13 protein-coding genes and 1 tRNA gene are annotated in these 11,674 nt (G+C 67.7%); 4 read left to right on the top strand and 10 right to left on the bottom strand.

Annotated features, from left to right (window positions below):
• The first annotated feature begins 73 nt into the window (after positions 1-73).
• The 3 genes from folD to ACMGEZ_RS11525 all read left to right on the top strand — a co-directional run bounded on the left by folD (position 74) and on the right by ACMGEZ_RS11525 (position 3,710).
• Positions 74-919 (top strand): bifunctional methylenetetrahydrofolate dehydrogenase/methenyltetrahydrofolate cyclohydrolase FolD, encoded by an 846-nt coding sequence (gene folD / locus ACMGEZ_RS11535; RefSeq protein ID WP_436822400.1) that lies wholly within the window; start codon positions 74-76, stop codon positions 917-919.
• Between the two features lie 34 nt (positions 920-953).
• Complete coding sequence (locus tag ACMGEZ_RS11530) at positions 954-3,002, top strand: M3 family metallopeptidase (RefSeq protein ID WP_436822399.1); 2,049 nt, start codon at positions 954-956, stop codon at positions 3,000-3,002.
• Between the two features lie 75 nt (positions 3,003-3,077).
• Positions 3,078-3,710 (top strand): DUF4124 domain-containing protein, encoded by a 633-nt coding sequence (locus tag ACMGEZ_RS11525; protein WP_436822398.1) that lies wholly within the window; start codon positions 3,078-3,080, stop codon positions 3,708-3,710.
• Positions 3,711-3,726: 16 nt separating this feature from the next.
• Here the strand turns inward: ACMGEZ_RS11525 and rpiA are convergent, their stop codons facing one another.
• The gene (gene rpiA, locus ACMGEZ_RS11520; RefSeq protein ID WP_436822397.1) at positions 3,727-4,428 is read right to left on the bottom strand and encodes a ribose-5-phosphate isomerase RpiA; all 702 of its coding nucleotides are present in this window, start codon (positions 4,426-4,428) and stop codon (positions 3,727-3,729) included.
• A gap of 40 nt (positions 4,429-4,468) precedes the next feature.
• On the opposite strand from rpiA, the gene ACMGEZ_RS11515 reads away from it, so the two are divergent.
• Positions 4,469-5,539, top strand: a complete 1,071-nt coding sequence (locus ACMGEZ_RS11515) for a quinone-dependent dihydroorotate dehydrogenase (RefSeq protein WP_436822396.1) — start codon at positions 4,469-4,471, stop codon at positions 5,537-5,539.
• Positions 5,540-5,549: 10 nt separating this feature from the next.
• Here ACMGEZ_RS11515 and ACMGEZ_RS11510 read toward each other — a convergent pair whose 3' ends face one another.
• The 9 genes from ACMGEZ_RS11510 to hscB form a co-directional block, all read right to left on the bottom strand.
• Positions 5,550-6,239: a phage holin family protein gene (locus tag ACMGEZ_RS11510; protein WP_436822395.1), complete on the bottom strand. Its 690-nt coding sequence runs from the start codon at positions 6,237-6,239 to the stop codon at positions 5,550-5,552.
• Between the two features lie 33 nt (positions 6,240-6,272).
• The gene (locus ACMGEZ_RS11505) at positions 6,273-6,581 is read right to left on the bottom strand and encodes a glycine zipper domain-containing protein (RefSeq protein WP_436822394.1); all 309 of its coding nucleotides are present in this window, start codon (positions 6,579-6,581) and stop codon (positions 6,273-6,275) included.
• A 93-nt stretch (positions 6,582-6,674) separates the two neighbouring features.
• On the bottom strand, positions 6,675-7,772 hold the full coding sequence (locus tag ACMGEZ_RS11500) for an NAD(P)/FAD-dependent oxidoreductase (protein WP_436822393.1): 1,098 nt from the start codon (positions 7,770-7,772) through the stop codon (positions 6,675-6,677).
• Between the two features lie 26 nt (positions 7,773-7,798).
• The gene (locus ACMGEZ_RS11495; RefSeq protein ID WP_436822392.1) at positions 7,799-7,942 is read right to left on the bottom strand and encodes a stereocilin; all 144 of its coding nucleotides are present in this window, start codon (positions 7,940-7,942) and stop codon (positions 7,799-7,801) included.
• Positions 7,943-8,061: 119 nt separating this feature from the next.
• Positions 8,062-8,136 (bottom strand) — tRNA-Val (locus tag ACMGEZ_RS11490).
• Between the two features lie 76 nt (positions 8,137-8,212).
• The gene (dnaQ, locus tag ACMGEZ_RS11485) at positions 8,213-8,932 is read right to left on the bottom strand and encodes a DNA polymerase III subunit epsilon (protein ID WP_436822391.1); all 720 of its coding nucleotides are present in this window, start codon (positions 8,930-8,932) and stop codon (positions 8,213-8,215) included.
• Complete coding sequence (gene fdx / locus ACMGEZ_RS11480; RefSeq protein WP_436822390.1) at positions 8,932-9,270, bottom strand: ISC system 2Fe-2S type ferredoxin; 339 nt, start codon at positions 9,268-9,270, stop codon at positions 8,932-8,934. Before fdx ends, dnaQ begins: the two co-directional genes overlap by 1 nt.
• 8 nt (positions 9,271-9,278) lie before the next feature.
• A complete protein-coding gene (hscA, locus tag ACMGEZ_RS11475) occupies positions 9,279-11,135 on the bottom strand; it encodes a Fe-S protein assembly chaperone HscA (RefSeq protein WP_436822389.1) in 1,857 nt (618 codons plus the stop codon).
• Positions 11,136-11,139: 4 nt separating this feature from the next.
• Positions 11,140-11,658, bottom strand: a complete 519-nt coding sequence (gene hscB / locus ACMGEZ_RS11470) for a Fe-S protein assembly co-chaperone HscB (RefSeq protein WP_436822388.1) — start codon at positions 11,656-11,658, stop codon at positions 11,140-11,142.
• Positions 11,659-11,674: the final 16 nt, after the last annotated feature.

Raw genomic sequence — 11,674 nt, 5'->3', positions numbered from 1 at the left:
CCATTGCATCCATAGCCACAATCAAATCGACGCCTGCGCAAGCGGGCGTTTTTACTTGGAGAATCGAAAAACGATGACAGCTCAACTGATCGACGGCAACGCCCTCGCCGCGCGCACCCGGGCCGATGTCTCGCGCCGGGTGCAGGCGCTCAAGGCGCGCGGCGTCACGCCGGGCCTTGCCGTGATCCTGGTGGGCGAGGACCCGGCCAGCCAGGTCTACGTGCGCCACAAGGTCAAGGACAGCGAGGAAGCCGGCCTGCAGTCCGTGCTGGAGCGACATCCGGCCACGCTGTCCGAGGCCGAGCTGCTGGCGCGCATCGATGCGCTCAACAAGGACCCGGCCATCCACGGCATCCTGGTGCAGCTGCCCCTGCCCAAGCACATCGATGCGGCCCGCGTCATCGAATCGATCTCGCCCGCCAAGGACGTGGACGGCTTCCACGTCGCGAGCGCCGGGGCGCTGGTGACGGGCCAACCTGGCTTCTGGCCATGCACGCCCTACGGCTGCATGAAGATGCTGGAGTCCATCGGCTACGAGCTGCGGGGCAAGCACGCCGTGGTGATCGGCCGCAGCAACATCGTGGGCAAGCCGATGGCCCTGATGCTGCTGGCCAAGAGCGCAACCGTGACCATCTGCCACAGCGCAACGCAGGACCTGGGCCTTTTCACGCGCCAGGCCGACGTGGTGGTCGCCGCGGTGGGCAAGCGCAATGTGCTCACGGCGGACATGGTCAAGCCGGGCGCCGTGATCATCGACGTGGGCATGAACCGCAATGACGAGGGCAAGCTCTGCGGCGACGTCGACTTCGCGGCGGTGCGTGAAGTGGCCGGCTGGATCACGCCGGTGCCGGGTGGCGTCGGTCCCATGACCCGCGCGATGCTGCTCGTCAACACCCTGGAAGCGGCCGAGCGCACTTGAACTCCCCCGAACCGACCGCCAACTGCTTCAGACCATGACCAATCCGCTCCTCGACTTTCGCGATCTCCCCCTGTTCGACCAGATCAAGCCCGAGCATGTAGCCCCCGCGGTCGACGTGCTGCTGGCCGAGGCAGAGGCGGCCCTGCAAACGGTCACGGCGCCCGAATTCCCGTCCGACTGGAACGCGATCGCCAAAGTGCTGGACGTCGCTTCGGAGCGCTTCAGCCGCGCGTGGGGCGCGGTGGGCCACCTCAATGCGGTGGCCGACACGCCCGAGCTGCGCGCAGCCTACAACGAAGCCATGCCGCGCGTCACCGCCTTCTGGACGCGCCTGGGCTCGGATGAGCGGCTCTACGCCAAGTACAAGGCCATCGACCCTGCCACATTGAACACGGAACAGCGCCAGGCGCATCGCAACGCGGTGCGCAACTTCGTACTCGGCGGCGCCGAGCTGCAGGGCGAGGCCAAGAAGCGCTTCGCCGAAATCCAGGAACGCCAGGCCGAGCTGAGCCAGAAGTTCAGCGAGAACGCGCTGGACGCCACCGACGCCTTCGCCTACTACGCGCAGCTCGGAGAGCTCGACGGACTGCCGGAGGACGTGATCAGCGCCGCGCGCGCCGCGGCCGATGCCGAAGGCAAGGAGGGCTACAAGCTGACGCTGAAGATGCCCTCCTATCTCCCGGTCATGCAGTTCGCCAAGAGCAGCGCACTGCGCGAGAAGCTCTACCGCGCCTACGTCACCCGGGCCAGCGAGTTCGGCGACCCGGCGCTCGACAACACCGAGCTGATCCGCGAAATCCTCGCGTTGCGCCAGGAAGAAGCAAAGCTCCTGGGCTACCCCAATTTCGGCGAACTCTCGATCGTGCCCAAGATGGCCGAGTCGGCCGACCAGGTCATCAAGTTCCTGCGCGACCTCGCCACCAAGGCCCGGCCTTTCGGCGAGCGCGACCTGGCCGACCTGCGGGTCTTCGCCTCGCAGCAGCTTTCGATCGACGATCCCCAGCCCTGGGATTGGAGCTACATCGGCGAGAAGCTCAAGGAAGCGCGCTATGCCTTCAGCGAGCAAGAGGTGAAGCAGTACTTCCCGGCACCGAAGGTGATGGCCGGCTTGTTCAAGATCGTCGAGACCTTGTTCGAGGTCTCGATCCGCCGTGACAGCGCGCCGGTCTGGCATCCCAGCGTCGAGTTCTACCGCATCGAGCGAGGCGGCCAGAAAGTCGGCCAGTTCTACCTCGATCCTTCGGCCCGCGCTGCCAAGCGCGGCGGCGCCTGGATGGACGACGTGCGGGCCCGCTGGCTGCGCCCGGACACGGGCACGCTGCAAACGCCGGTGGCGCAGCTGGTCTGCAATTTCGCCGAGGGCGTCGACGGCAAGCCGCCACTGCTCACGCACGACGACGTGACCACGCTGTTTCACGAGTTCGGCCACGGACTGCACCACATGCTCACGCAGGTGAACGAGCGCGATGTCTCCGGCATCAGCGGCGTCGAATGGGATGCAGTCGAACTCCCCAGCCAGTTCATGGAGAACTTCTGCTGGGAGTGGGAGGTGCTCGCACACATGACGGCGCACGTCGACACCGGCGAGCCGCTGCCGCGCGCGCTGTTCGACAAGATGATCGCGGCCAAGAACTTCCAGAGCGGGCTGCAGACGCTGCGCCAGATCGAGTTCTCGCTCTTCGACATGCTGCTGCATACCGAGTACGACGCCGCCACCGCCCAGCCGGGCGACGTGATGGCCCTGCTCGGCAAGGTGCGCGCCGAGGTCGCGGTGATGCCGTCGCCGCCCTTCAGCCGCACGCCCAACACCTTCAGCCACATCTTCTCGGGCGGCTATGCGGCCGGCTACTACAGCTACAAGTGGGCCGAGGTGCTGAGCGCCGACGCCTACGCGGCCTTCGAGGAAACCGCTGGCGCCGATGGCCAGCCGAGCATCGAGACCGGCAGGCGCTACCGCGAGGCCATCCTCGAGGCCGGCGGCAGCCGCACCGCGATGGAGTCCTTCAAGGCCTTCCGCGGCCGCGAGCCGCAGCTCGACGCACTGCTGCGCCACCAGGGGATGACGGCGGCCCAGCCGGCCTGAGCCGGCCCTCCGCCTCGCCTGCCCGCCCGGCCTGAGATACTCCGCGACGTCGGATCACGAAAGCCAAAGCCACCCATGAAGCTTCACCCACGTCTCGCGGGCTCCGCTCTCCTGCTGCTGCTTGCCGCCGGTGCGGCGCTGGCGCAGCCCGTCTATCGCCATGTCGACAAGAACGGCAAGGTCACCTTCTCCGATCAGCCACCTGCGGCCGACAGCCAGGCGGCGGTGCCGCGCGGCGGCGCCGGCAGTGCCGGGCCGGCCCTCCCGTACGAACTGCGGCAGGTGGCGCAGCGCTACCCCGTCACGATCTACACCGGCGAGGAATGCAGCCCCTGTGCGGCAGGCCGTTCACTGCTGGTGACGCGCGGCATTCCCTTCGAGGAACGCACCGTCAAGACCAACGAGGACGTCGAAGCGTTGCAGCGGCTTAGCGGACAGGCCTCGCTGCCGCTGCTTACCATCGGCTCGCAGCAGCTCAAGGGCTTCTCGGATGCCCAGTGGTCGCAATACCTCGACGCGGCCGGCTACCCCAAGAGCGCCCAGCTGCCGGCCGGCTACCGCAATCCACCGGCTCAGCCCTTGGTCGCCGTGCAGGCGGCGCCCACTGCGCCCGCGACGCCTGTTGCCGCACCCGCCCCGGCACCAGCGCCAGCGCCCGCCGTGCCGAGCGGGCCGACGCCGAGCAACCCGGCGGGCATCAAGTTCTGATTTCCGGCTGCTGCGCTCAGTCGAAGCGCAGCGTCTGAACGCCGGACGCCGTGCCCAGGAGGCAGACATTGGCGCGTTGGTGCGCGAAGACGCCGACGGTCACCACGCCAGGCCATTGATTCACTTCCGACTCGAAGCCTAACGGATCGGTGATCCGCAGGCCCGTCACGTCGATGATGTGCTGGCCGTTGTCGGTGACGAGCGGCGCACCGTTCTTCTCACGCACCTGGGCCACGCCGCCGAGGCGGGCGAACTGGCGGATCACGCGCCGCGCGGCCATCGGGATCACCTCCACGGGCAGCGGGAAGGCGCCGAGGGTGTTCACGCGCTTGGAGGCGTCGGCGATGCAGATGAAGCGCCTGGATTGCGCCGCGACGATCTTCTCGCGCGTCAGCGCGGCGCCGCCGCCCTTGATCATGTAGCCGCGCCCGTCGATCTCGTCGGCGCCGTCGATGTAGACGGCCAGCTCCTCGACCTCGTTGCTGTCGAATACCGGGATGCCCAATGCGAGCAGGCGCTCGGTCGATGCGAGCGAACTGGACACCGCGCCGCGGATGTCGTCCTTGATGGTGGCCAATGCCTCGATGAACTTGTTGACCGTCGAGCCGGTGCCGATGCCGACGATGTCTCCTCTGCCCACGTGGGCGAGTGCGGCGCGGCCGACCTGCGCCTTCTGCTCATCCTGGGACGGCGCCGGAGCGGAAGCGGGAGAATTCATCGGGGACAATCCTTGGGCTGACGAAGCCTTCAATTATCCGATGTCCCTGCTGCTGCCCTCCTCGCTTTACACGCTCGCCCGACCTTTCCTCTTTGGTTTCGACCCCGAGCATGCTCACGAGCTGACGCTCGATGCGCTGGCGCGCACGCAGAACACGCCTCTTGCCTATGCCTACGCCGCGCCCCGGGTGGACGATCGGTTGACGCTGGCCGGCCTGCGTTTTCCGAACCGCATCGGATTGGCGGCGGGACTCGACAAGAACGCCCGCTGCATCGACGCATTCGCTGCCATGGGCTTCGGCTTCGTCGAGGTCGGCACGGTCACACCGAAGGCGCAGCAGGGCAACCCCAAGCCGCGCATGTTCAGGCTGCCGCAGCGCGACGCTCTCATCAACAGGCTTGGGTTCAACAACGAAGGCCTGGACGCCTTCATCGCCAATGTGCAGCGCGCACGCTTCCGGCGCAATGCCGGCAAGGCGCCGATGCTGCTGGGCCTCAACATCGGCAAGAACGCCGCAACGCCCATCGACCGCGCAGTGGACGACTACCTGGTGTGCCTTGACGGCGTGTACCCGCATGCCGACTACGTGACGATCAACATCTCGAGCCCCAACACCGCCAACCTTCGCTCGCTGCAGAGCGACGAGGCGCTCGATGCGCTGCTCGGCGCCGTAGCCGACAAGCGCGAGGCGCTGGCTCAACGGCACGGCAAGCGGGTACCGCTGTTCGTGAAGATCGCGCCGGATCTTGAAGAAGCGCAGGTCCAGGTGATTGCCGCCACGCTGCGCCGCCACGGCATGGATGGCGTGATCGCTACCAACACCACGCTGGCACGCGAGGCTGTCGCCGGCTTGCCGCACGCGGACGAAGCGGGCGGCCTTTCAGGCGCGCCGGTGCGGGAGGCGAGCAATCGGGTGATCGCCCAGCTGCGATCGGCCCTGGGCGCCGATTTCCCGATCATCGGTGTCGGCGGGGTGCTCAGCGGCGCCGATGCCGAGGCCAAGATCGCGGCCGGCGCCGACCTCGTGCAGATCTACACCGGCCTGATCTACAAGGGGCCTGCGCTCGTACGCGAGGCAGCCCAGGCGCTGCTGCGCCGCCGCAGCCGCTGAGCGGCAGCGCTCAGCGCATTCGCCACAGCACGGGAACGATCACCGCCGCCCATCGCAGCAGGCGGCTCGGGCCGATCACCACGGCAGCGGCGACAGCCACCGCGCCGGTCGCTACCGGGTGCTCGCGTGCAATCCGCAGCGCAGCAGCGCTGGCAGGCTCGTCGGCGGGCGCTGCCTCGGCGGCCTTCGGCGCTGCACCCTCGAGCGTCGCGATCCGCTCACGCTGGCGCGCGATGCGTGCCAGCAGTTCCTCGCGGGTGAGAGGCCCCGGCTCGCGCGCAGGCTCCTCGTCCTCATCGCCCAGATGGAAATGCGCCTGCACCCACTCCCAGTCGCGTTCGAACTCGCGGCGGGCCGGTTCGAAGGCGGTCGATGCTCGCCGCAGCGTGCTCATCAGCGCCACGACCGCCACCAGCCACAACGCGATCCACACGCCAGCCACCGCCCATGCAGCCGGGACGCGGTTCGGCGTCTCCCAGAAATGCACCACGACCGCGACCGACAGCAGTGCCACTGTCACGGTCGTGAGCCCGATCACCGCGATCACGAGGGCCAGCACCAGCCGCAGTCGCTGTCGCTCCTCGTCCCAGGCCAGCTTCAGCAGCTTCGCACGGTCTTCGGCCGCCAGGGCGCCCTCGCCGGCGGCGATGCGCAGCCGGCGCAAACGCCTATCCAGCCCGAGCAGGGACAGCAGTCTCATGAATGCAGCCCCCACACGCCGGACTGTTCGCGCTCAGCGGCGGCCAAGCAGCAGGCCCACCAGCACGCCCACCGCCAGGGCGGCGCCGGCGATCTGCCAGGGCTCGTCGTGCGCGTAGGCGTTGGCCGTGCTGGCCGCCTCGCGCGCTTTCTTGGCCGCAAGCTTGCTCTTCTCGGCGGCAAGTTCACGCGCGATCGCCAACTTGCTGTCGATGCGCTGACGCAGGGCCTTGATGTGCGGCAAAGCGTCGAGTTCCTTGCTGGAGAGCACGCCGCGGACGTCGCTGGCAATGTCTTCCGCCACGGCATTCGCTGCCGCGTCGAGGTTGGAGGATGCAGTCATTGAAATCTTCCCTCTGTGATTCCCACCGGCACCGCGCCGGCGACTTCACGCCGGACGGCGGCGTGGCATCCCATGGTACATGCCCTCATGGGCCTAGGGCAGCAAAGCCGCCACATGGCTCCCGATCGCAAGACTGCTGGTGAGCCCCGGCGACTCGATGCCGAAGAGGTTGACCAGCCCCGCGACGCCGTGCGCCGCGGGCCCTTCGATCAGGAAATCTCGGGCCGGCTCCCCAGGGCCGGAGATCTTGGGCCGGATGCCGGCATAGCCCGGAACGAGTGCACCATCGGCCAGGGCCGGCCAGTACTTGCGCACCTCGGCATAGAAGCCGTCGCCGCGCCGCGGATCGACCACCAGATTGCCGGGGGAGTCGACCCACTCGACATCCGGGCCGAACTTGGCCTGGCCGCCGAGATCGAGGGTCAGATGCACACCCAACCCGGCTGCCTCGGGCACGGGGTAGATCAGGCGACTGAAGGGCGCACGACCGGCCAGCGTGAAGTAGTTGCCTTTGGCGAAGTAGGCCGGCGGGACGGCGCTCGCGGGCAGCCCCTCGAAGCGCCGCGCCAGCGCCGGTGCGCCCAGGCCGGCAGCATTGACGACGCTGCGGCAGCGCAGCGCGGTGCCGTCCTCCGCGACGAGGACGATGGCGCCCTCGCCGCATTGCGCGCGAGCCACGGTCGATTTGAGCGCCAACATGCCGCCAGCGCTCTCAAGATCGCCTTGCAAGCTCAGCATCAACGCATGGCTGTCGACGATGCCCGTGCTCGGCGAATGCAGCGCGGCGACGCACTCCAGTTGCGGCTCCATCGCACGCGCCTGCTCGCGCGTCAGCATGACCAGGTCGTGAACGCCGTTGGCGGCCGCCTTGGCGGCGATCAGTCTCAGCTCGGGGACCTGCGCAGGCGTCGTGGCCACGATCAGCTTTCCGCAGCGGCGATGCGGCAGTTCCCGCTGCGCCAGGTACTCGTAGAGCATTTGCTTGCCCTCGACGCACAGGCGCGCCTTGAGCGAGCCCTCGGGGTAGTAGATGCCGGCGTGGATCACCTCGCTGTTGCGTGAACTCGTGCCGGTGCCGATGGCGCCTTCGGCTTCCAGCACGATGACCTCGCGGCCTGCGAGGGCGAGTGCCCGGGCGACCGCCAAGCCCACTACACCGGCGCCGATGACGGCGCAATCGAATTCGTCCATGCCGCGAGCTTAGCCGGCCCCGGCACTCACTTCGGCTGGGTTGAGAAGGGCTTCTCCGGATCGGCTGGCTCGGGCGGCGTGGCGGGGCCCTCGTCGGGCTCGACCGGCAGCTCCGGCACATCGGGCGGGTCCGAGGTGATGGGCGGCGGAAGATCGGGGCTGGTAGCCATGGCCTTTCTCCTTTCAGCGCCGTTGTACGAAGAGTCGAGGCGCCAGGCAAGCGGTGCGAAGCCGCAGTGTGCGTCGGTACCGGCCGACAGCCAGCAGGAACGAGAAGGAGAATGGAATTTGGTGGGCGGTGGAGGCTTCGAACCTCCGACCCCAGCAGTGTGAATGCTGTGCTCTACCCCTGAGCTAACCGCCCCTCCCGATACGACGACGGCAACTTGCGTGTCGCACCGAGTGGATTCTTGCAGCGCCGCTTGGCGCGAAGCCTGCGATTATGCCACAGCATTTTCGGCCGCTTGCCGAAAAATCGTCCGACCATTGCTGGCCTTGTCGAGCTGCAGCAGGAGCTCTTCGTGCGCCGCGAGTTCGTGATCCGCAGCCGTCAGCACCGGCAGGATGAAGCTGCGCAAGTCGACCATCACCACCGCGCCCTGCACCGGCTCGTTGGCCACGACGTCGATGAGCAGCGCGTCCTGGCCGCGCGTCAGGTTGATATAGACGTCGGCCAGCAGCTGCGCGTCGAGCTTGGCGCCGTGGAAGGTTCGGTTCGAGCGGTCGACGCCGAAGCGGTCGCACAGCGCGTCGAGCGAATTGCGCTTGCCCGGGTAAACAGCCTTGGCCAACGCCAGCGTATCGGTCACATCGCCGACGAAGCTGCGCAGCGGGGGCAGCCCGGCGAGCTCGAACTCCTTGTTGAGGAAGCCGACGTCGAAGGCCGCGTTGTGGATGATCAGCTCGGCATCGCGCAAGTACTCGACGATGTCGTTCGCCAGCGTCGCGAACTTGGGCTTGTCCCGCAGGAAATCGGTCGTCAGCCCGTGTACCTTGAGCGCGTCCTCGTGGCTCTCGCGCTCCGGATTGAAGTAGATGTGCAGGTCGTTGCCGGTGAGCTTGCGATTGAACAGCTCCACGCACCCCAGTTCGATGACGCGGTCGCCGTTCTCGGCCGAAAGGCCCGTGGTTTCGGTGTCGAGAACGATTTGGCGCGTCATCAGTGGTTTTCTTTGGCGTGATTGATCGAGTACTTGGGAATCTCGACCGTGAGGTCGGTCTGGGCGAGTATCGCCTGGCAACTGAGCCGCGATTGCGGCTCCAGACCCCAGGCACGATCGAGCAGGTCTTCCTCGCCCTCCTCCGATTCGTTGAGCGATTCGAAGCCCTTGCGCACGATCACGTGGCAGGTGGTGCAAGCGCAGCTCATCTCGCAGGCATGCTCGATGTTGATGTGATTCTCGAGCAGTGCCTCGCAGATCGAGGTGCCGGCAGGCGCGGTGATCTCGGCGCCCTCGGGGCAGTACTCGGCGTGGGGAAGGATCTTGATCGTGGGCATTGAGGCTTCTAGAGGGATTCGATCTGCCGGCCTGCGAGAGCGCGCGCAATGCCCGCATTCATGCGCTCCGCTGCGAAGGCTTCGGTGCCGTCGGCCAGGGCCTGGGTCGCGGCTTCGATGGTGGCGGCGTCATCCGCCGAGCGCGCCGAGCGCAACGCGCTCATCAACCTCTCGATGGCCTCGCGGCTCTCGGCATCGAGCAGATCGCCATCGGCATCGAGTGCGCTCTGCGTCGCCAGCAGCATGCGGTCGGCGTCCACGCGCGCCTCGACCAGCGCGCGCGCCTGCATGTCCTGCTGCGCTGTAGAGAAGCTGTCCTGAAGCATGGTTGCGATCTGGTCGTCGGAGAGGCCGTAGGAGGGCTTGACCGTCACGCTCGCCTCCACGCCGCTGCCCTGCTCCCGGGCACTGACGCTGAGCAGACCATCGGCATCGACGGTGAAGGTGACGCGGATGCGTGCGGCCCCGGCGGCCATCGGCGGGATGCCGCGCAGCTCGAAGCGCGCGAGACTGCGGCAATCCGAGACCAGGTCGCGCTCGCCCTGCACCACGTGCAGCGCCAGCGCAGTCTGCCCGTCCTGGTAGGTCGTGAAGTCCTGCGCCATCGCGGTCGGGATGGTCTGGTTGCGCGGCACGATGCGCTCGACCAGTCCGCCCATGGTCTCGATGCCGAGCGACAGCGGAATCACGTCGAGCAGGAGCAGATCGTCCGTGCCGCCATTGCCCGCCAGCTGGTTTGCCTGGATCGCGGCGCCCAGCGCGACGACCTCGTCGGGGTTCAGGTTGGTCAGCGCGTCGCGGCCGAAGAACTCGGCCACGGCGCGCCGTATTTGCGGCATGCGGGTCGCGCCACCGACCAGCACGATGCCCTGCAGGTCGGCTGGTTGCAGCCGGGCGTCGCGCAGCGCCTTGCGCACCGCGGCGATAGTGCGTGCGGTCAGGCTCGCAGTCGCGGCTTCGAACTGCGCGCGCGAGACCTCCCACAGCAGGTCGCCGCCAGCCAGCGCGGCCGAGAAGGTGGCTGTATTTGAGTCGGACAGGGCTTCCTTCGTGGCCCGTGCGGCAACGAGCAGTGCGGCCTTGTCAGCATCGCCTCGGACCTCGAACCCGGACTGCGCTATCGCGAAATCCGCAAGCGCGTGGTCATAGTCGTCCCCGCCGAGCGCCGAATCCCCGCCAGTGGCAATGACCTCGAATACGCCTTGCGTCAGCCGCAGGATCGAGATGTCGAAGGTGCCGCCACCGAGGTCGTAGACCGCATAGACGCCCTCGCTCGCGTTGTCCAGGCCATAGGCGATCGCGGCCGCCGTCGGCTCGCTGATCAGGCGCAGCAGGTTGATGCCGGCGAGCTGGGCCGCATCCTTGGTGGCTTGGCGCTGGCCTTCATCGAAGTAGGCTGGCACCGTGATCACGGCGCCGTAGAGCTCGTCGTCGAAGGTGTCCTCGGCGCGGTAACGCAGGGTCGCGAGGATTTCAGCGCTCACTTCGACCGGCGACTTGGGACCCGCCGCCGTCTGCACCTGGACCATGCCTGCATCGCCGGCCAGCCGGTACGCCATGGCCTCGCGGTTCGCGACGTCCTGCACACCGCGCCCCATCAGGCGCTTCACCGAGGTAATGACGTTGGACGGATCGGCCGCGCGCGCGGCCAGCGCCTCGAAGCCGATCTGGCGGCGGTTCTTGTCCAGGTAACGCACGGCCGAGGGGAGGAGGACGCGACCCTCGGCGTCGGGCAGGCACTCGGCCACGCCGTTGCGCACGGCAGCCACCAGCGAATGAGTGGTCCCGAGGTCGATACCGACCGCGATGCGCCGCCGGTGCGGATCGGGCGCCTGACCAGGTTCTGAAATCTGCAGCAATGCCATGGCGCTATTGTCCCAACGCTTCGGACTTGGCCTCGATGTCCTCAGCAAAGCGCTCGATGAACATGAGGGTTCTCACCTGCTTCGCGGCCTCGGCATGGTCGCCCTTTTCGTCGATCAGCCAGTCCAGCGAGGACAGCGCGCGGGCGCGTGCGGCATCGACCTCCGCGCGCAGCTTGTCGAAGGCGGCGGCGTCTCCCGCCTCGTCGAGCTCCTCGCGCCATTCCATCTGCTGCATCAGGAAATCGGGCGGCATGGCCGTGTTCTTCTCGGCATCGATGGGATGGCCGTTCAGCGCGCACAGGTAGCTCGCCCGCTTGATCGGGTCCTTCAGCCGCTGGTAGGCCTCGTTGATGCGCACCGACCACTGCATGGCCACGCGCTGCGCCGCAGCGCCCTGGGCTGCGAAGCGGTCGGGGTGCGCCTCGCGCTGCAGTTCCTTCCACCGTGCGTCGAGCGCGGCGCGGTCCTGCGCAAAGCTCGCCGGCACAGCGAAGAGTTCGAAATCGGTGTCGTTCAGGTTCATGGCGTCAAAAAGCCGC

The sequence above is a fragment of the Variovorax stachyos genome, from assembly GCF_051400855.1.
In the GTDB taxonomy this organism is placed as follows: Bacteria; Pseudomonadota; Gammaproteobacteria; order Burkholderiales; family Burkholderiaceae_C; genus Variovorax.
This window is presented reverse-complemented; position numbering and strand designations above follow the sequence as displayed.

Bases quoted from the DNA above. Each gene is read 5' to 3' on its own strand.
- folD (WP_436822400.1), top strand. From the start codon at position 74: ATGACAGCTCAACTGATCGACGGCAACGCCCTCGCCGCGCGCACCCGG.
- ACMGEZ_RS11530 (WP_436822399.1), top strand. From the start codon at position 954: ATGACCAATCCGCTCCTCGACTTTCGCGATCTCCCCCTGTTCGACCAG.
- ACMGEZ_RS11525 (WP_436822398.1), top strand. From the start codon at position 3,078: ATGAAGCTTCACCCACGTCTCGCGGGCTCCGCTCTCCTGCTGCTGCTT.
- rpiA (WP_436822397.1), bottom strand. From the start codon at position 4,428: ATGAATTCTCCCGCTTCCGCTCCGGCGCCGTCCCAGGATGAGCAGAAG.
- ACMGEZ_RS11515 (WP_436822396.1), top strand. From the start codon at position 4,469: ATGTCCCTGCTGCTGCCCTCCTCGCTTTACACGCTCGCCCGACCTTTC.
- ACMGEZ_RS11510 (WP_436822395.1), bottom strand. From the start codon at position 6,239: ATGAGACTGCTGTCCCTGCTCGGGCTGGATAGGCGTTTGCGCCGGCTG.
- ACMGEZ_RS11505 (WP_436822394.1), bottom strand. From the start codon at position 6,581: ATGACTGCATCCTCCAACCTCGACGCGGCAGCGAATGCCGTGGCGGAA.
- ACMGEZ_RS11500 (WP_436822393.1), bottom strand. From the start codon at position 7,772: ATGGACGAATTCGATTGCGCCGTCATCGGCGCCGGTGTAGTGGGCTTG.
- ACMGEZ_RS11495 (WP_436822392.1), bottom strand. From the start codon at position 7,942: ATGGCTACCAGCCCCGATCTTCCGCCGCCCATCACCTCGGACCCGCCC.
- dnaQ (WP_436822391.1), bottom strand. From the start codon at position 8,932: ATGACGCGCCAAATCGTTCTCGACACCGAAACCACGGGCCTTTCGGCC.
- fdx (WP_436822390.1), bottom strand. From the start codon at position 9,270: ATGCCCACGATCAAGATCCTTCCCCACGCCGAGTACTGCCCCGAGGGC.
- hscA (WP_436822389.1), bottom strand. From the start codon at position 11,135: ATGGCATTGCTGCAGATTTCAGAACCTGGTCAGGCGCCCGATCCGCAC.
- hscB (WP_436822388.1), bottom strand. From the start codon at position 11,658: ATGAACCTGAACGACACCGATTTCGAACTCTTCGCTGTGCCGGCGAGC.